The following is a 16779-nucleotide window of genomic DNA, read 5'->3' as shown; positions in this document are numbered from 1 at the left end:
GCGTCGCCGCTGGAGGTGCCTTTCGTGGCGCGTCGCGCCGTCGGTGGCGCCGAGGTGACCTGTGATCAGGTGCCTCGGCACCGTCGAGACATGGACGGCGGTGGTGCGGGCCTCCATTGACTTCCTATGAGCGGTAGAGGTTCTGTGCCTCGGTCAGCTGCTCTGTCAGGCGTGTTCGAGGGCGAAGACGGCGGCGTCGGCGATGGCCTCAATTGCCTGGATCGGGTCGTCGACCAGGAGGGTGGTGGTGTCAGCGAAGGTGTGCCCGGACAGGTCTGCGGGGCGTAGCCACAGCACTGGACATCCCGCACGGTGCAGGGTGGTGATGAGGCGTTGGGCGGGGTCGATGTCAGGTAGCTCGCCGTCGGAGACGACGGCGAGCATGCGCAGCCGTCCGGGCTGGCGCAGATGGAGGAGTTGGTCGGCGAGTTTGACCGCGTCGGTGAACGCGGTGCTGCCGCCGCCGAGGCCCAGTTCGAGCACGTGGGTGGGGTGTCGGTGAGGCGGGACGAGCAGGGTGACGTCGCTGCCGAAGCCGATCATGGTGGTGACGGCCTGGTTGCTGCGCGCGGCGTGGGCGAGGATCCACCCCGCCGATGACATCGGGGCGGTGTAGGGGAGCATCGAGAAGGAGGCGTCGACGATGATGCCCAGGTTCAGGTTTGGCTTCGGTGGTGGGAGTTGGGCCCGTCGCTGCCAAGGTGAGGCGGTGGGCATGGCGCCAGCGGCGATCTGCGCCTGGGCGGTGATGGCGTGGCGGGTGAGCAGCCGTCCGGGTGGTGTCAGGCTGAGTCGCTTGTCGGGTTCGGCTTGGTGGGTACGGGCGCGGCGTAGCCGCGCGGCGAGGTGCCGAGCGGCAGCGCGCTCCATCTCGGTGGGCTCGCGGTGTATCCACCCCGCCTGAGCTGAGTACCGTTTCCTGCTCGCGTTGTACTCAGTTACGGTCTGACCGGTTGCGCGGGCGAGGTAGTCAGCGAGGGCTTGGGCGAGCTGGCCGGCGAACTCGCCGGGGTCAACCTCGGGTGGCGTCGGCCGCCGAAGGGGGTCGATGCCGAGGATGTGACACCACCGCCACGCCAGGCCGATCATCGAGGCGGCGTCGTCGTCGTCGACCCGATGGGCTTCGCGCCACACGTCACGCAACTGCCACAGCCGCTTGCGGCCCAGGACGGCGGTGACGGCAGCGCGTACGCCCTTGATGTCCTTGGCGGTGACGATGCGGGCATCCACGCGGGCCAGGAGTAAGGCGGCGAGGTTGCCGGCGTGCCAGGCGTCGTCGACAGGCGCGTCGCCGGGATCGAGCAGGGTGGTGATGGTGTGGCGCAGCCACTTGCGGTCCCCGCGGCGCCTGCCGCGTTGCCGATTCTCGACGCGAGACTCTTCGAGCATGTCGGCGACGGCGGCCACGACCGGCGGGGTGTTCGGGGGTGTCGTCCACAGGCTGTGGGTGGCGTGGGCGGCTTCGTGCACGAGCAGGCCGTAGGCGGTGGGTACGAGGCGTTTGTGTCCGGCGCGGTATGGGTCGGTGATGTCGGGGTCGCCGATGTGGGTGGCGTCGATCTCGATGCGGCGGGCGTCGGGGTAGAAGCAGGCCGCGGCGCCGCCTGCGGCGTCGGGGGCGACGGTGACGCTCAGGTCTTCGCGGCCGGTCAGGATCGGGACGTGCCGGGTCCAGGCGTCGCTCCAGGCACTCCAGCCCGAGGTGTTGGCCGGTGACGTGCCGGAGCCGGAGCGCCGGTGGGTGGACGGGTTGGGCATCGAGCTGGTCCTTTCGATTGAGGGGTCAGCGCTGTTTGCCGAGGGTCAGCGGTGTGATCTCGGCACCGAACTGCGCCTTGAGGGCGGCGAGGACCTGCTCGCGGTCGTCGATGGGGGCACGGCCGACGAGGTTGGAGACTGCGGCCGCGGACCCGAGGGTCTTGGTGACCCGGGTGAAGCCGAGCAGTTCGCGCAGTTGCGGCGCCCAGCCGACGCGGCCGGCGGCGAGGTCGGTGTTCAGGGTTATCGCGGCCTCGACGGCGGGTCGGGGAACGCCGAGGTGGCGGGCGAGGTCCCAGTCGGTGGTGACCTCGATATGCACGTCGAACCGGGACGCGAGCGCCTCGGTGAGGATCGCCCCGTGCACGCCGGGGTTGTGTCCGGCGATGACGTAGAACCCTTCGGTGGCCTCGACGCGTTCGTTGCGGTACCCGGGGATGCTGATGACGCGGCGGCCGTCCATGGCCGGGTAGAGCACGGCCAGAACCTTCGGCGCGATGAGGGTGGCGTCGTCAACCAGCAGCGCCCGGCCCTCGCGCATGGCGGCGACGAGGGGTCCATAGATGAACTCGAAGCCGCCGTCGGGTAGGGGGATGAAGTTGCCGAGGAAGTCCTCGACGACGGTGTCGCCCGTGCCGGCGACGGTGAGCAGGTCGGGGAAGGCGGCCTCGACGAGGGCGGTCTTGCCGGTGCCGGGCGGGCCGTAGAGCAGGACCGGGATGCGTTTGTCGCGCAGCCGGCGCAGCACGTCCACGTCGGTGGCCCCGGCGAGTTTGCGCGGGAAGTACAGGTCTCCGTTGGGGCGGGTGACCGGCTGTCGGCGGCTTGTCCCGCGGCCCTGGCGGGGGGTGTGCGGGGCGGGCGGTGGCATCGTGCCCGCAGCGTCGATGCCGGCTTGGGTGACCTGAAAGCGGTGCGGGTTCGTCTGGTGGGTGGCGTACCCGGCCTTGGCCATCTTCTTGAGCGCCTCGAAGACCGCGCCAGTTGACGGCACGGACAGAGCCTTGGTGATCTCCCCGACCGTAAAGACTTGGTCCGGGTGGGAGCTGAGGTACGCGGCGACCATGTGGTACAGATAGCCCGGTCGCTTGCCACCGCCCGTGGTGGGCGCGGTGGCGGCTGAAGCTGTGGGATCCATGCGGGTCCTCCTGGGTCAGGGGATGGGCCCGCGCACCCGTCTCCGGGTGCGCGGGCAGAAACAGTCCGCGCAGCGGAGACAGGAACAGCTCAAACGACGTCAGCAGCCAGACGGTGGGCTTTCGCCGCGAGCTGCTGACGGGTGGGACGCAACGTTGCCGACCAGAATCGGTCGGCGTACCAGGGTCTAGGGGTGTCCGACGACCCGGTCACAGCGCCGGGGGTCTACGGGCATCCAGGGCAGACCCCAGCCGATTCGGTAGCGCCCGTCGGTGGGCTTTGCGAGGTGGACGCCGCCGCCGAAGGACAGCGGTCGGGCGATGGTGAGCACGTCGCCGTCGAAGTCGACGGTGCGCCAGTCACCGCCGACGGTCTCGGCCATCTCGGCGAAACCCCGGGCGAGCGCCCGAGCGGCGTCGGCGTCGATGCTGAGCTCGCAGGCGCCGTTCCACCAGCCGATCAGCGTCGCCGCGTAGCCCTCTTGGTAGCGGTGCGACTGGCGACTCGTCTGGTAGCGCAGCCACGGCCCGGAGAACACCGCGGCGCTGCCGCGTGGCGGCCGGTAGTCAGGAGTGGGCATCGACGACCGCCACCGACCAATTCGCCGCCCGGAACGCAGAGCGTTCCCGTTGTATTCGCCCGGGGTGCCGCGCGGGCAGGGGCCAGCCGGCCACGGTGGGTCGGCGTACGGCGGGCAGCACCGTCGGGTCGGGGTTGCGACGTCCGTTGAGCAGATCCCGGAAGACCGTCCGCAGACGCGGCGGCACGTCACCGCTGTCGCTGCCGGCGAAGTTGGCTTGCTCGGTGTCGAGCCACACAACGCCGGCCAGGTCGACCCAGGCCACCGGGGTGCGGCCCGGCGGGAACCGCCAGCCCGGATGGAGCAGCCTCGGCAGCGCCACGATGTCGCCCGGGTACCGGGCCCAATCGGTGTAGCTCCAGGGCACCACGGTGCCGGGCCGGCGGCCGGCCTGCGCGGCGTCGGCGCACATGAGACACGTCGTCCCGTCAATCTGGGTGGTGCCATGGCAGGCGCCGCAGGTGTGCCAGTTGTTCGCATCGGCGGCGGGGTCGTAGCTGCGATCCCACGCTCCGGTGACCTGCCCACCGAGCCGGTAGCCATCGATGCGGTGCTCACGGCTCACGAGCCGCATCGGCTTGACCAGGTGCGCGTCGATGCTGGCGACGGTCGCCCCGGCGCGTACCAGGACGGCGAAGATCTGATGTGCCATCAGCGTGTCCCCTGACCGGTCGTGCGGGCGGCAGCGGCGCGGTAGGCGTCGTACACCGCCGGTGGGATCGGGCCGTGCCTGCGGTACGGGGGAAGCCGCAGCGGCTGTTCGTGGGTTTTCCAGAATGCGCGGACATCGGCCGGAAGGCCGGTGGGGGCGCCTCGGCCGTGTCGCTTGGGTAGCCGGCGGGCCGCTGCGAGGTACGTATCCCGAAGCCGCTGCAGGTTGTGCGAGGACAGGTCGATTTCGTACTCGACGCCGTCGAAGGCGAGGCGATGCGTGCTGACGTCCTCGGTGCTGTTGTCCAGGTCGTCGGTGAGCACGACAACCGTCCTGGTTGCCATCAGGGTGATTCCTTTCATGAAGTGACAGAGCTGCCTCCGACGCACGGCGACGCGCGCCAGGGGCAGCTCTGTCACGAAGGATGGGTAGGGCCGTACACCTCTGCGGTGTTGATGGCCCGTCAGTCAGCCCCCATTGCCTGGGGTGATGACCCGCGGAAATACCGCTGGCCGCGGGCGACGGCGCTCGCCGTCGGGCGGCGTTCCTTCGGAAATCACCTGCGGCGACCGGAGCTGGCGTGATCGTGGTCAGCCGGCGTTCAGCCCGCGGTGTACGCCGGCCTGCCGATCGTGCGAGTTGGGCGACGCGGGGCCCTGTGGGACCGCGGCAGCACTCAGGGGCGGTTGGCAGATGGTCACCCGGCCCTCTGTCTGGGCGGGACTCGCGGTTGATCTGTGCTGCTGACGGCGGTCAGGCTCGGAAGCACCGCTTGGTGCCATCTGGCGAGCGGTTGTGGCCGCTGGCAATGGAGGTGGCGGTGCCTAGTCCTGGCAGCCGTAGCGGCAGCCATTGGGGTCGCAGGGCTGACCGGCCGCCATGCGCGCGAAGCGTCGCCGGTTGGCGTCGCCGATGATTTCTAACGGCCAACCGAGCCCGTCGGCGAAGGCCGCGATCTTCGGCGCCCCGTGGATCGGGTATGGGGCCGCGTCCATGGCCGCGACAACGTCGTCGTGGCCGAACAACCAGGCCAGTTCGGTGAGCTGGTCGACCGACCGGCTCGCCCAGCGGCGGCGATGCGTCAGGATGTCGTGCACCGCCGACCAGAGGTAAGAGCGGGCGTACACCTCGGGGTCACGGCGCCACCCCCACCGTTGATGGTCGAACAGCCGCGCGTCTACCCAGTCGGGAAGAAGCAATCGGGCGTCTTCGTAGCTGAGCGCCTGCAGGAGGATCTCTCGGCGGAACCCGAACGGATCCCTGCCGGGGACGTCGCGCAGCGCTTCTAGCCGGTTGCCGATCTCGTACACACGGCGTCTGATCATGATTTGTTCCTTTCTCGGAAGTAGCTGTCATCGCCGAAGCGGACGATGGTGCGGCATCGACTGGAGGTCGACGGCGTACGGGAGTCGGCGCGTGTCCGCGACCGGCGTGGGCGAGACGGTGACGCTTTGTCCGGGTTGCGGCGTTCGCTGACGGTCGGGTGTCCGCTGGTCAGTCACCGGCCTCCTGGGTGCGGTGGGGGCCGTGCTCGGCGTGGCCGTGCCCTGGTGGGTCGGGGATGGCACCGGCGATGCGGTCGCAGTCGTAGGGATGCACAGGCAGCCAGGTCCACGAGCGGCCCATCACGTCGTACCGGCCGTCCGTGTCCGGGCTGACTCGCTCGATGGCGTCCGGGTCGTCCTCGAGGCGGGTGAAGTCCGCGACGATGGCGTCGCCGTCGAAGGACAGCCGCGCCATGGATTGGTCCACGACGCGGTCCAGGTCCGCCTCGGGCAAACCTCCCTGTGCCAGGGACTGGCGCAGGCTGTCGCGGGCGGCCTGTTGGTCAGCGACGATCGCCTCCGCGACCTCGCGGGTGCAGGTGAACACGGCCCAGCCGTTCCACAGGTCGACCAGGATGCCGACGAACCCGACCGGGACGCGCATCTGCCCGTCGGCGTTGGGCTGCCAGGCCCAGTCGCCGGCGAACACACCCGGCCCGCCCAGGCGCACGCGGTCGGGGTGGACATGGGTGAGGTCGCGGTCGTCGCCATCGGGGTGCAGCAGCATGCGGCACTGGCGTTCGGCCTCGGCGTGCGCGGCGTCGTCGTAGCCGTCGCACCACGCCCACCGCGCCTGGTCGCGCTGCTGCGCGCTCAGGTCCTGCCAGGCTGGCGCGTCGGGCGGGGCGTGCTCGGCGTAGCGCTCAGGGTCCTCGGCGAGGTGGTACCGATCGGCTGTCGGGAGCCCGTCGAGGATCATCGGGACGATGTCCTCAATGCCGGACAAGACCCGTCGCGCGATGTCGGTGACGTCGCCGCGCGCCTGGCCGCCCAGGGTGTGTTGCGTCCACCAGCCGGCGGCGTCGCGACCGGCAGCCGCCCCCGCGGCACGCAACGCATCACGCACCTGCTGCCACAGCTCGGCGGATGAAGGGGCGGGGAGCCGACGGACACGGTCGCCCTCGCCTAGCAGAAGTGACAGTTGGGAGCCGCTGTCCCAGGCCACGTCGAGGACCTGGCCTTGTGGGTCGTAGCGGCGCACCGTGCCCTGGGCTTCGGGGCGCAGCCCGGTGTCGGAGTCGCTGGTGTGCTCCAAGGCGACCCGGTCGCCGCGGCGGTAATGATCCGCTGCGGGCTGTTCTTCGGGGTCGCTGTTGCTGGTAGGGCTTGTCATCGCAGTTGCCCTCCTCAATGGTGTCGTGCGTGCGGCCGTTGGTGTTGGCGGTCTCGGTTGCGGCGGTGTGGCTGTCCTCGCCCGTGTGCCCGTGGTGGCGTCGCGGCGGGACGCCAGGCGTGATGGGACGGTCAGCTTTCGAGGCGGATCTGATGCGGCCAGACCGCGGTGGGGATGCCAGGTCGGGGGCCGCGGGTGCAGTACCCAGTCAGGGTGGGCGGGTTGATCGCGCCGTAGACGGGCCGGTTGTCGGGACGCACGAGCACGCGTTGCCCGGCGGGGAAGTCCACCGGCGCGGCGGGGTCGTTGCGCCAATGGATATCGGCCACGACGCGGCCGAACACCCAGTCGGCGAAGTAGGCGTTCGTGTACTGGGGATATCTGCCGTAGTCGGAGGCGATGTCGGTAACACGCTCCCGCGCCTGCTCCAGGCTCAGCCCTTCTAGGAGGTCGTCGGGCACCGGTGGATGCGCGGCGAGGCTGACGACCTCCACATCACGACCGGCGAGCGTGCGGGGCGTGTCGCTGTCGCTGGTGATGGTGATCTGGCCGGTCTGGTGGTCAACGGCGGTGACCCGCTGTCGAGTGGCTTCGCCGACTGGTTGGACGAGGTCGCCGACGGCGATGGCGCTGCCGCTCTCGCCGCGGCCGGCCAGGCGGTATTCGACGGCGGCGCGGTCGAGGACCGTGCTGCCCGGATCGTGGCTGTAGGCGCCGAGGTCTACGGGCGCTGCCGGCGGCAGGGGCGGCAGGCGCAGGATGTAGCCGGTGGGTTCGGGTGGGGGCGGCTGAGGGGTCACCTGGGGTGGTCCTTTCGGTAAGGGGGAAACGAGATCCGGCCGCGACCCGGGTTCGGGTCGCGGCCGGTGCTGAGCCACGTGCTGGGCGGGTCGTGCCGGGGCGGGGTTACTCCTCGCATCCCCAGACGCAGCCGTCGGGGCTGCAGGGCAGGCCGGCGGCCATGCGGATGAAGGCGTCACGCCAGCCGGGGCCCTGTGCGAGGCTGTGCAGGGGCCAGCCGAGCCCATCGGCGAACACGGTGATCTTCGGGGCCCCGTACATCGGGTAGGCGGCGCTGTTCATAGCGGTCACGACGTCGTCGCGGCCGAACAGCCAGGCCAGTTCGGTGAGCTTGTCGACCGCGCGTCCTGCGGATCCACTGCGGTGATCCAGGATCTTGTGCACGGCGAACCAGAGGTAGTTGCGGCCATATTCCTCGGGGCCGTCGTGACTATCCCAACGGTGGCGGTTCCACTGCGGCGCGGTGGTGTCGGGCTGCAGGAACGGGCGGGCGTGGTCGATATCGAGGGCGTTGATCAGCAGTTCGCGGCGGAAGCCGAACATGTCCTCACGAGCGGTGGCGTGCTGGTCGATGCGGTGCAGGATCTCCTCCTGCGTGGGCAGAATCATGAGCCCTTCCTTTCGGGTTGTCGGTCTTGTCGCGGGTGCGGTGATGGCACTAAGGCGCGCGTGCTCAGGAAGTTCGCCATCGGTGATGAGGACCCCGTACTGCCGCTGGTGGGCGGCGGAGTTGGGGGGACGTGCTCATCGGGTGCCGCCCGCGTCATCCGTCGTGGGGGCATGCGGCGGCCAGGGCTTGCGGGTGATGTGGGCGCCGAACATCGGGTCGGTGGCAACCGAGGAGCCGCAGCGGGTGCAGATGGTGGCGGTGTCGTGGCCGTAGCCGGCCATGGACGGCACCTCGACGTGGTCAATTTCGTCGACCGCCCCGCAGACGGTGCACACCGTCATCACCGAGCCGCCCTCGTCGAGGGCGGGTGCGGTGACGAACAGGTCCTCGACCGGGTCGAGGTGGTGCACGCTGTGCCGCAGCCAGCGGCCGTGGACCGTCGCCTCGTACACCACCAGCAACCGCTGGTCGAGGCGCAGCAGGTACAGCCACTCGTCGAACCCGTCGAGGTCCTCCCGCAGCGACCCCTGACGGATCGTGTTGTTCTCGGTGACGGCCGGGTAGCCCAGTCCCGCTACGGGCGGCTGCCGGTGCCATCGCCGGGGCTTGGGGTCGACGGCGAGGCTCCACCAGTTACGGGCCAGCAGCGCGCCGGCCATCGCGTCGGTGTCGCGGCCGAACGTGTCGGTCCAGATCCGGCGCAGCAGCGGCACCAGGATCTCCGGGTTCTCGCCGAGCTGGATGGAGCGGGTGGTGTACCTGCCGCGGAGTGCGGCGACACCGATCAGTACGGGTGCGCTCACGTGCCTTCCTCCTCCGTGGGGAACTGTGGGTGGGGGTACGGCGGGTCGCCCGTGGTCGGGCGCCGTCGAATCGGGTGATCGTGGGTCCGCCGGCTTCGCCGCTAGGGCCCGTGCTGGGAGACGGCGTTATTCGTGGTGCGGGGTATGGGCTGCGGGGGCCATCGATCGGCGCTTCGCGATCACGGCTTTTCTCGAGCTGCCTGCGGGTTGAGCGGGTAGCCCGCTTGAGGCCAGCGTCCACGGCGCCAGCGGGGATGCTCTGGGTTTCTCGGGTAGGCATGAGGAGCGGGTCCGTCCTTACTGGACGCTCATGTGGATGTGGTTGGTGTGCCATCCGGAGGGGTCGTTGCCACCCCATGGGTTGTTGTAGGGGTGCCAGCCTTCGGACTCGGTCCATATCTGGCGAAACCAGATGACGTACTGGATGCCGAGACGGTCGGCGTTGGCGACGGCCCAGGCGGCCATCGCGTCGCCGCGGGCTTTCTGGGTGCCGGACGCTTCGCCGCCGGCGGTCATCATCCAGTCGCAGGCGCGGCCTTTCGGGTGTTCGCCGTGGTCATCGACGCGGTAGCAGCCTGGCTTTGGAAAGCCGGCAGCGGTGGTTTGTTGGACGAGATGGAGTAGGCGGGGCGTCACGCAGCCGGTGCCGGTGGTCGGATCGGGACGGATAGCGCAGTTCTCCTCCGGCCAGGAGCCGTCGGAGTTGCGCGGGGCCGGTTCGGCGGTGCCGAGTGCCATGGAGGAGCAGTCGAGCTCGACGCCATCGCTTGATGTGACCTGCTCCTGTACAAGCGATGTCGCGTCGTCCTCCCACTTCGCGTAAGCGTCGGGGTAGGCGGAGCGTTGGACTGCTTGGGCGGCCTCGGTGAGCGGCATGGTCTGCCAGCCGGTGATGGCGGCTAGCTTGTCGTAGAACTTGCCGGCGGCGTAGGTGGGGTCGCCGAGTTGGGCCGGCGTTCCCCAGCCTTGGCTGGGGCGTTGCTGGAACAGGCCGACAGAGTCGCGGTCGCCGCCGGTGAGGTTGCGGAGCCCGGACTCCTGCATGGCGGTGGCGAGCGCGATGATCCAGCCGCGAGCTGGCACCTGCTGTTCGGCGCCGACGGTGATGATCGTGCGGGCGTTGGCGAGTTGTTCGCTGTTCCAGCTCCCAGCTCCGTCAGTTGGCGGGGACGCCGCGAGGGTGGGCAGCACCGGTTGTCCGTCTGGGCCGACAGCGGTGTAGCAGGCGGCTGACGCGCTGCCGCCTCCGCCGAACAGCGCGGCGATGCCGCCGGCGCACAGCACCAGCACAGCGACCACCCCGGCGGCGACCGCACCGAGTGCGCGGGCACTCATCGCGGTGCCGATGCTGGTGGTGGTTGCGATCCGCGCCGCCGCTCAGCCGCCCCGGCGCCGTCGGTGCTCAGGCAGGTGACCAGCGGGTAGACGGAGACGCGGGTCCCGTCGCCGGTGTGCACGACGATGGTGTCGGCGGCGGCATCGATGAGGTAAATCCACTCGACGTCGAGGTGCCCGGCGTGGCAGAGCGGGAAAACCGTGACCGGTTCCGGCGGGTCCACCGTCACGCCGTCGCTGGCGGAGGCCAGGGTGATGCCGACTCCGGGCACCGGCTTCTGGCCGGCGAAGTTCGAGCTGGTGCTGGCGGTGGTGTCCTCGTCGAGCTGCTCCCAGTCGTTGGCGAGGATCGTGGTGATCAGCGCGGCGGTGTCCTGATGGGCGTGGGCGGCCCAGATCGCGGCCAGGGTCGGCAGCACGTTGGACGGGTATCCGTCGTAGTGCACGATCCGTGCGCGCACGAGAGTTGAGTTGTCGGGGTCGATGGCGCCGATGCAGCAGGTGGTACTCACGGACAGGCTCCTTCGCACGCAGGTGTGGTAGCGCTTTCACGTGGGGCACGGTCTGGGGCAGGCGGGGTGCTGGGCCTGGCGCGCCAGCCGTACACCGGGTCGTTGGTCTCGCTCGACCCGCAGCGCAAGCAGCGCGCAGTGGTGTTCTCGCCGCAGGCGGCCATCGCCGCCGGAAGTTCCGTGACGACGACCTCGTCGACGGCCAAGCAGACCCGGCACCGGATGGACCCGCCGTCGGGTCCGCACCGGCTGAAGATCGGCTCGTCTGCGCTGGCGTCGGCTGCGGTGGCCGGGATCATGCCTTCGCCCCGGCGGACGCGGGTTGGGCGTAGCGGGCGGTGGCGGCCAGCAACGCGACCAGGCCGGGGTAGGTGGCGGGCAGGTCGCGGGGGTCGGGGGTGTCGTCGACGAGCACCAGGGGGTGCTCCTCGCCGGTAAGGTGGGTGAGCTGGTAGAGCCTTCCGTCGATGTCGACAGCATCGACGCGGCGGATCTGACGGGGTTCGCCGTCGAGCGTGTCGAGGTCCCCGTAGCAGGCGGCCCAGGCCAGAAGGCGCGTGTCCGGGGCGGCATCACGGATCCGGGTCATGATCGTGTCGAGGGTGCGGTTGTAGGGCGTGCCCCTCGGAGTGCTGTGCAGGGTGGCCGCGAGGCGGTGCAGGAGAGCGGGTAGTCCGGCCGGGTTGTCGAGCATGTCGTCGGGGTGCGCCGGGAACTCCAGACTCCGCATCGCCGGGCCCCGCGGTGTAGCGGCGGTGATCAGCGGCCAGTCGTGGACGAGCAACAGCGTTGGCGGCTGGTTCCATGCGAATCGGGTTGAGTCGGTGGAAGCCTCGATGAGGCAGGTGCAGAGGTTGTGGACGGCGGTGAAGGACAGCACGGGGTCTCCCATCTCAGGGGTGCACGACGGCAAGGACCCCGCGGCCGGATTGGCTGCGGGGTCCTTGGCGCGTGAGGTTCGGGCGGGGCGAGGTTCAGTGGCGCTGGCGGTCGCGGCTGCGCACCGTCGCGGTGCGGTGGGGCAGGTACTCGCGGACCCGACCGTCGGCGGTCTTGGCCTCGTACATCGCGCTGTCGGCTTCGGTCAGCAGCTGCCGTGGGCTGACGTTGGGGTGGTGGGTGTGGGTGTAGCCGACCGACGCTGTCACGGGCAGGTCGCCGTTGACCACGAGGATCGTGCCGGCGGCGATCGCTTGCCAGGCGGCGTGGGCCGCGGCGGCGGTGTCCTCGCGAGTACCACGGACGAGCAACGCGAATTCGTCGCCGGAGAGCCTCGCGGCGATCCCCACGCTCCCGGGGAGGCTGGTCAGGCGGCGGCCGACCTGGTCGAGCAGGTCGTTGCCGACTTCGTGACCGAGGGCGTCGTTGACGCTTTTGAAGTTGTTGAGGTCCAGCAGCACCACCCCGACCGGTGTGTTGTCGGCCAGGGCGGCGCGCAGGTGGGTGAGGAACAGCCGCCGGTTGGGCAGGCTGGTGATGTCGTCGTGGTTCGCCGCCCAGCGGGCCCTGATCAGGGCCCGCTGCTGCCACGACAGCAGGGGCGCGGCGACGGCGAGACCGGCGAGAATTCCGCCGGCGCAGGTGAGCATCTGTTGCACGGTTTGCGACACTGGCATGGCTCCTTGTCTGAGAAGGAGCACCAGGGGCGGGCGAGCAGCGGCCAAACTTCACGCCCGCCCCTGGGCTACCTGACGAATGGGTGCAGCCGCTACTGGGCGGCGGGGGCGAGTTGGAAGGTCGCGGGCTTCTCGACGGTCTGCACGACCTTGCCCGCGGCGACCAACTTGACCGCCGCGTTCACGACCGCGCCCGGGCGGGCCTTCAGCACGCCGGTGCCGGCTTCGGCGGCGTCGATGAGCTTGCACAACTCGCCGGTCTTGTAGGCCCGGTCGGGGTGCGCTTCGAGGATGTCCAGCACCGCCGCGCGCAGCGAGCCCTTCGCCCGGTGGCTGCGCCCAGGTGCCGTGCTCGCCGCGTCCGGGGTGGCGACAGCCTCCGCTTCGCTGTCGTCGAGCGTGCCGGCCTGCGGTGGGTCGTCGTCGACCGTCGGTGTGGGGTTGTCGTCGCCTGCGGTCGGCTCGTCAGCGCGAGCGTGCGGGTCGGCGGCGGGAGGTTCGCCGTCGGCGGCATTGTCGGGCGTCGGCGTGGTGGGCTGTTCGCCGGACTGCTCGGTGTCGCTGGTTGCGCCGGGATCGTCGTCAACGGCATCGCCGGTGCTTGGCGAGTCGTCGGGCGGCGACTCGGGCCCGGAGGACGAGTCCGTTGGTGAGGAGGTGCGGCCGGCGCCGACGGTGGCGTGGCCGGAGTCGGTCAGCCGCCACACGGCGCGCTTGTCGTCGCCTTGAACGCGTTCGGTTTGTCCGGTCCCTTCCCAGACGCGCAGCTTGGCCGTGGCGGTGGAGTCGCCGAGGTCGGCGTGCTCGGCCACGGCGGCGGCGGTGGCGTCGCCGAGATCAGCGAGGGCGGCGAGCACCTTGAATAGGGCGTGCGGTGGCACGGTCTCCGGTTGGTCGGGCATGGCATCTCCCTTGTCATGTGAGGTCAGCACTGATCCACGCTTCAATCGCGGGACGAATCAAGTGCGATGGCCGGACCTGCGGGCGAGCGAGATCCGGCCGGGCAGGGGGGCGGGGCGCCGCCGGTTAGAACGGCGGATCGGTGACCGCGGCGGGTTCCTGCCGAGGCGGCAGGTGGGTGGCGGTTCTGGTGCGCAGCCGACCGGCCAGAGCGGTCAGGTGCAGGCGCATCCGGGCGCGCGGCGGCATGGGGGTCCAGGTGTCGGCGGTCCAGAACCAGCGGTGGGCGCCGATGCTGTAGTAGCCGTCCCGATCGGGGTGGCAGCGCTCGTCGAGATCGAGGACGATGTCGCCGCCGCCGGTGTCGCGTTCCTCCAGTAGCGCCGCGATGTCGCCGTCGAAGCGCAGCAGCGGGTATTCCCCGGGCATGCTGCCCATCCGCCATCGGCCGGTCAGGTCGTCGGCGATCCGTCGGGCGGTGATCGGGTCGAAACGGCAGATGAGACCGCGGGCGTCCGTGCTGCAGTCGTCGGCTACCAGGGCGGGATAGCTGTGATTGCGCACTTGCCGCGAGGAGACCATCACGGGCCGCCAGCGCGCGTCGGGTGGCGCGATGTCGCCGCGGTAGTCGAAGGACTGCAGGTGGATCGCGTCGAGAGCCGCGCCGGGCCACACCGGGGTGTTGATTGCCAGCCAGTTGTGCTCGAGGTGGCGCGCGCCGCGCAGGACATCGATCAGCCGCCGCTCGGCGGCGGTGGACGAGCCCAGCGGCAGGTACAGGTGTTGTACCCGCTCGCGTCCGAGGCTCGCGGTGGTGGTGCGGCGCCAGGAGGCGCTGAAGGCGATGTGCTCGTCGCCGTCGCGGGTGTACCAGACGGGGACGCCGTTGGACCGGATGTGTGCGCGCTCGCCGTAGCGGGTGAGGCTCAGCGCCGGGCCGTTGAGCTCGCCGGCGGCGATCTGCCCTGCGGTGAGGCGGTGGGTGGGGCTGGCGAGGGCATGTTCCGCCAGGGGCAGGACGTCCTCGATGCGGAACCACAGTCGGGACATGGTGAAGAAACCTCCGTGAGGGTGTGTTGGGCGGGAAGAGGAACAGGGCGGCCTGTCTTAGGCCGGTGCTGCGAAAGCCCCATGCCCGGGGCGCCTGGCGCAGCGGGGCGTGAGCGTCGGCGCTACTGGTGCGAGAAGCACGGCCCGGGCCTGCCGGTGGCGGCGCGCTGAGGCGTGGGATAAAGGCCCGCCGGTCGGTGAGCGATACCGGGCGCGGGGCCACGTGGCGCGTTCGCGTTGACTGCGATTGCCTCGGCCTGCGGTGCGAGGGTCTGGCGTGGTTCTCTGCCGAACGCGGCCGGGGTGCGGGCCCGAACGGCTGGCGTGCGTTGGTAGTGGAGCGGTCGAGGGTCCGCGCTGGGGTGGTTGGCCGCGCAGGTTAGGCGCGGATGGTGCTGAGTACACGGCGCACATCGGCCGAGATCCCGCGGTCTCGGATCTCAGCTGGTGGGTCGTCCAGCACGACGCTGGTGATGGTGGCCGCGCCGCGGTAGCGCAGGAACTGGTAGTGGCGCCCGTCGACGTCGCAGGCGGTCAGTGCCCGTACCGGGATGCCGTCGTCGGGGCTCGGTAGTCCGAGGGCGGAGGCGTCGCGACCGGACTCGCTGGTGTCGAGTCCTTCACCAAGGAATGCCAGGGCGAGAACGGGCCCGATCTGGGCGCGGGTCCACGCCCGCAGTTCGGGGGCCTTGGCGGTGGTCAACACTGCGGTGATGGCGCGAAGGCCGATCCAGTAGGGTGCCGTCGCGCGGGCGCCGGGCATCGCGTGCATCCGCCAAATCGATGAGTCGATGGGCAGTTCGTCGACGTAGAGGCTTCCCACGCGGGTGTGAGAGGTGGATTCGAACACGCCGAGCAGCGCGGGGACAGCGTCCCAGCCTCGCGCGTCGGCGAGGGCTTCGACACCGGTCAGCGCGGCCGTGATAGCGGCGGCGCGACGTTCTGGGTTCATGGTGTGCCTCCTTGGCATAGGTGGGTGGGGCAAGAACCGGCCCTTGCGAGGAAACCGGCACCGCCGGGCGGCGCGCCTGGAATCCCCTGGGTGCGGGGATCAGGGCGCGCGTCCGGACGGGTGTCATGCGGTGGTGTCGAGGGCTACCGCGAGGAGCCGTTGGCCGGGCTCGAGGGTGTCGAGGTGGCGCAGGGCTTGCTCGAGGTAGGTCACCCGGTGGGTGAGTGAGTCGCTGACCGGGGCCAGTTTGTGGCCGTCGATGGTGAGCATCGCGTCGCCGACGACGGCGCTGGCTGCTCGGTGGTGCTGGTAGGCCATCTGGCCTGCCTGGTACATCTCCAGTTCTCCGACGCCGGGTTGGCCGGGGCCGGGGGTGACGGCCGCGTGCAGACGCATGGCGTTGACACGGGGTTGGGCGTGAAAGTCCGCCACCGCGGTGTCGTACGGGTACTTCTGCGGGTCGGTGAGGTGGCGGGTTTCGAAGGTCGGCCACGGGGTGGCCGCCCGGGTGCCATGCACCGCCTGCTCCCAGATCTGGTAGCGAATGGCGGCGCCGATGGCGGCGGCGTGACGCATGCCGTGCAGGTCGAGCAGCCGCACCGGTCCTCCCGCGCAGGGGATGGGACGGCCCTTACGCAGGCCGATCATCTGGTGGCGCTGCCACAGCCGCAGCTGCGGTACCGCCCAGAACAGCGGGGTGAGGGTGCCGGTGACACCGAAGTGGGTGCGCAGCTGGTGCGCGGTGAGCGCTTCGGCGGGCAACTCGTCGGGCAGGCAGATGACCATCGTGGCGATGGTCGGCGCCGGCGTGACCGTCGCGGGCACGATGGTGATGGTGGCCTTCGCGGGGGCCTGTGGGCGCGGCTGCGCCTGGGCGGCCTTCGTGGGGGCCTGTCGGATGGGGGTGGCGGGCACACGGCTGCCGTGAGCGGTCAGTGGGGTGCCATTGGCAGCGGACATGGTGAGGTCCTCCTTTGAGTGGGGTGATGAGGTGTCGGGGCGCGCGGATCTGACCGGCTCACCGGGATCGTGGGTCGGAGTCAGGTCGGCGGGCAGGTCGCGCGTGGGCGCGGAGGTGACCAGGCCACTGGGTTCGTGGGTGAGGTCGGTGGTGCGGGGCGCGTGGTGCGCTGGTGCGGGTGGTTGGGTGCGACCGTGGGGGTCGCCGCGGGCGCGCGTGCCGACCGGCGTAGGCGGGTGGGCGTGGCGTACCGGATGTGCGGCGGGGATCCCTGCGGTGGGACCGAACCGGGTGGAGATATGTGGGGTTGTGTAGTGCCGTGAACGGTAGCCCGGGGCACTCACAGCGGCGGCGGGCCGCCGCAGCCATCGGCAGGCGGGTTGACCTGCACTGTGAGAGATCAACAGCCGCTGCGGGTGTTTCTGGTGTGAGTGGCTGTGAGTCGCTGTGAGTG

18 protein-coding genes are annotated in these 16779 nt (G+C 70.5%); all 18 read right to left on the bottom strand.

The window, feature by feature from the left end; genetic code table 11:
* Nucleotides 1–165 precede the first annotated feature (165 nt).
* Nucleotides 166–1758, bottom strand: coding sequence for a VWA domain-containing protein (locus JM949_RS00200; RefSeq protein ID WP_203146421.1), 1593 nt, complete (start codon nt 1756–1758; stop codon nt 166–168).
* Nucleotides 1759–1783: 25 nt separating this feature from the next.
* Nucleotides 1784–2896, bottom strand: a complete 1113-nt coding sequence (locus JM949_RS00195) for an AAA family ATPase (RefSeq protein WP_203146420.1) — start codon at nt 2894–2896, stop codon at nt 1784–1786.
* A 186-nt stretch (nt 2897–3082) separates the two neighbouring features.
* Nucleotides 3083–3475: a hypothetical protein gene (locus JM949_RS00190; RefSeq protein ID WP_203146419.1), complete on the bottom strand. Its 393-nt coding sequence runs from the start codon at nt 3473–3475 to the stop codon at nt 3083–3085.
* Nucleotides 3462–4127, bottom strand: coding sequence for a hypothetical protein (locus JM949_RS00185; protein ID WP_203146418.1), 666 nt, complete (start codon nt 4125–4127; stop codon nt 3462–3464). Before JM949_RS00185 ends, JM949_RS00190 begins: the two co-directional genes overlap by 14 nt.
* Entirely contained in the window at nt 4127–4546 is a 420-nt protein-coding gene (locus JM949_RS00180; RefSeq protein WP_309231934.1) for a histone-like nucleoid-structuring protein Lsr2, read from the bottom strand. The genes JM949_RS00185 and JM949_RS00180 overlap by 1 nt, the downstream gene beginning before the upstream one ends.
* 405 nt (nt 4547–4951) lie before the next feature.
* Nucleotides 4952–5437, bottom strand: a complete 486-nt coding sequence (locus tag JM949_RS00175) for a hypothetical protein (RefSeq protein WP_203146495.1) — start codon at nt 5435–5437, stop codon at nt 4952–4954.
* A gap of 184 nt (nt 5438–5621) precedes the next feature.
* The gene (locus tag JM949_RS00170) at nt 5622–6785 is read right to left on the bottom strand and encodes a DUF4314 domain-containing protein (RefSeq protein WP_203146417.1); all 1164 of its coding nucleotides are present in this window, start codon (nt 6783–6785) and stop codon (nt 5622–5624) included.
* A gap of 131 nt (nt 6786–6916) precedes the next feature.
* On the bottom strand, nt 6917–7585 hold the full coding sequence (locus JM949_RS00165) for a hypothetical protein (RefSeq protein WP_203146416.1): 669 nt from the start codon (nt 7583–7585) through the stop codon (nt 6917–6919).
* A gap of 106 nt (nt 7586–7691) precedes the next feature.
* Nucleotides 7692–8195, bottom strand: coding sequence for a hypothetical protein (locus tag JM949_RS36170; protein ID WP_238432320.1), 504 nt, complete (start codon nt 8193–8195; stop codon nt 7692–7694).
* A gap of 135 nt (nt 8196–8330) precedes the next feature.
* The gene (locus JM949_RS00155) at nt 8331–8999 is read right to left on the bottom strand and encodes a hypothetical protein (RefSeq protein WP_203146415.1); all 669 of its coding nucleotides are present in this window, start codon (nt 8997–8999) and stop codon (nt 8331–8333) included.
* Between the two features lie 297 nt (nt 9000–9296).
* Complete coding sequence (locus tag JM949_RS00150) at nt 9297–10334, bottom strand: hypothetical protein (RefSeq protein ID WP_203146414.1); 1038 nt, start codon at nt 10332–10334, stop codon at nt 9297–9299.
* On the bottom strand, nt 10331–10846 hold the full coding sequence (locus JM949_RS00145) for a hypothetical protein (protein ID WP_203146413.1): 516 nt from the start codon (nt 10844–10846) through the stop codon (nt 10331–10333). Before JM949_RS00145 ends, JM949_RS00150 begins: the two co-directional genes overlap by 4 nt.
* Nucleotides 10847–11141: 295 nt before the next feature.
* A complete protein-coding gene (locus JM949_RS00140; protein WP_238432319.1) occupies nt 11142–11738 on the bottom strand; it encodes a hypothetical protein in 597 nt (198 codons plus the stop codon).
* Nucleotides 11739–11820: 82 nt separating this feature from the next.
* Complete coding sequence (locus tag JM949_RS00135; protein WP_203146412.1) at nt 11821–12456, bottom strand: GGDEF domain-containing protein; 636 nt, start codon at nt 12454–12456, stop codon at nt 11821–11823.
* A gap of 98 nt (nt 12457–12554) precedes the next feature.
* Nucleotides 12555–13364 (bottom strand): MarR family transcriptional regulator, encoded by an 810-nt coding sequence (locus JM949_RS00130; protein ID WP_203146411.1) that lies wholly within the window; start codon nt 13362–13364, stop codon nt 12555–12557.
* Between the two features lie 124 nt (nt 13365–13488).
* On the bottom strand, nt 13489–14412 hold the full coding sequence (locus tag JM949_RS00125) for a hypothetical protein (RefSeq protein WP_203146410.1): 924 nt from the start codon (nt 14410–14412) through the stop codon (nt 13489–13491).
* 379 nt (nt 14413–14791) lie between these two features.
* Nucleotides 14792–15364, bottom strand: coding sequence for a hypothetical protein (locus JM949_RS00120; RefSeq protein ID WP_203146409.1), 573 nt, complete (start codon nt 15362–15364; stop codon nt 14792–14794).
* A 123-nt stretch (nt 15365–15487) separates the two neighbouring features.
* On the bottom strand, nt 15488–16324 hold the full coding sequence (locus JM949_RS00115) for a hypothetical protein (RefSeq protein WP_238432318.1): 837 nt from the start codon (nt 16322–16324) through the stop codon (nt 15488–15490).
* Nucleotides 16325–16779 lie beyond the last annotated feature (455 nt).

Origin of the sequence: Micromonospora tarensis, from assembly GCF_016803395.1 — a bacterium.
Lineage (GTDB): Bacteria > Actinomycetota > Actinomycetes > Mycobacteriales > Micromonosporaceae > Micromonospora > Micromonospora tarensis.
The sequence above is the reverse complement of the archived record's forward strand: the minus strand, read 5'-3'. Positions and strand labels throughout refer to the sequence as shown.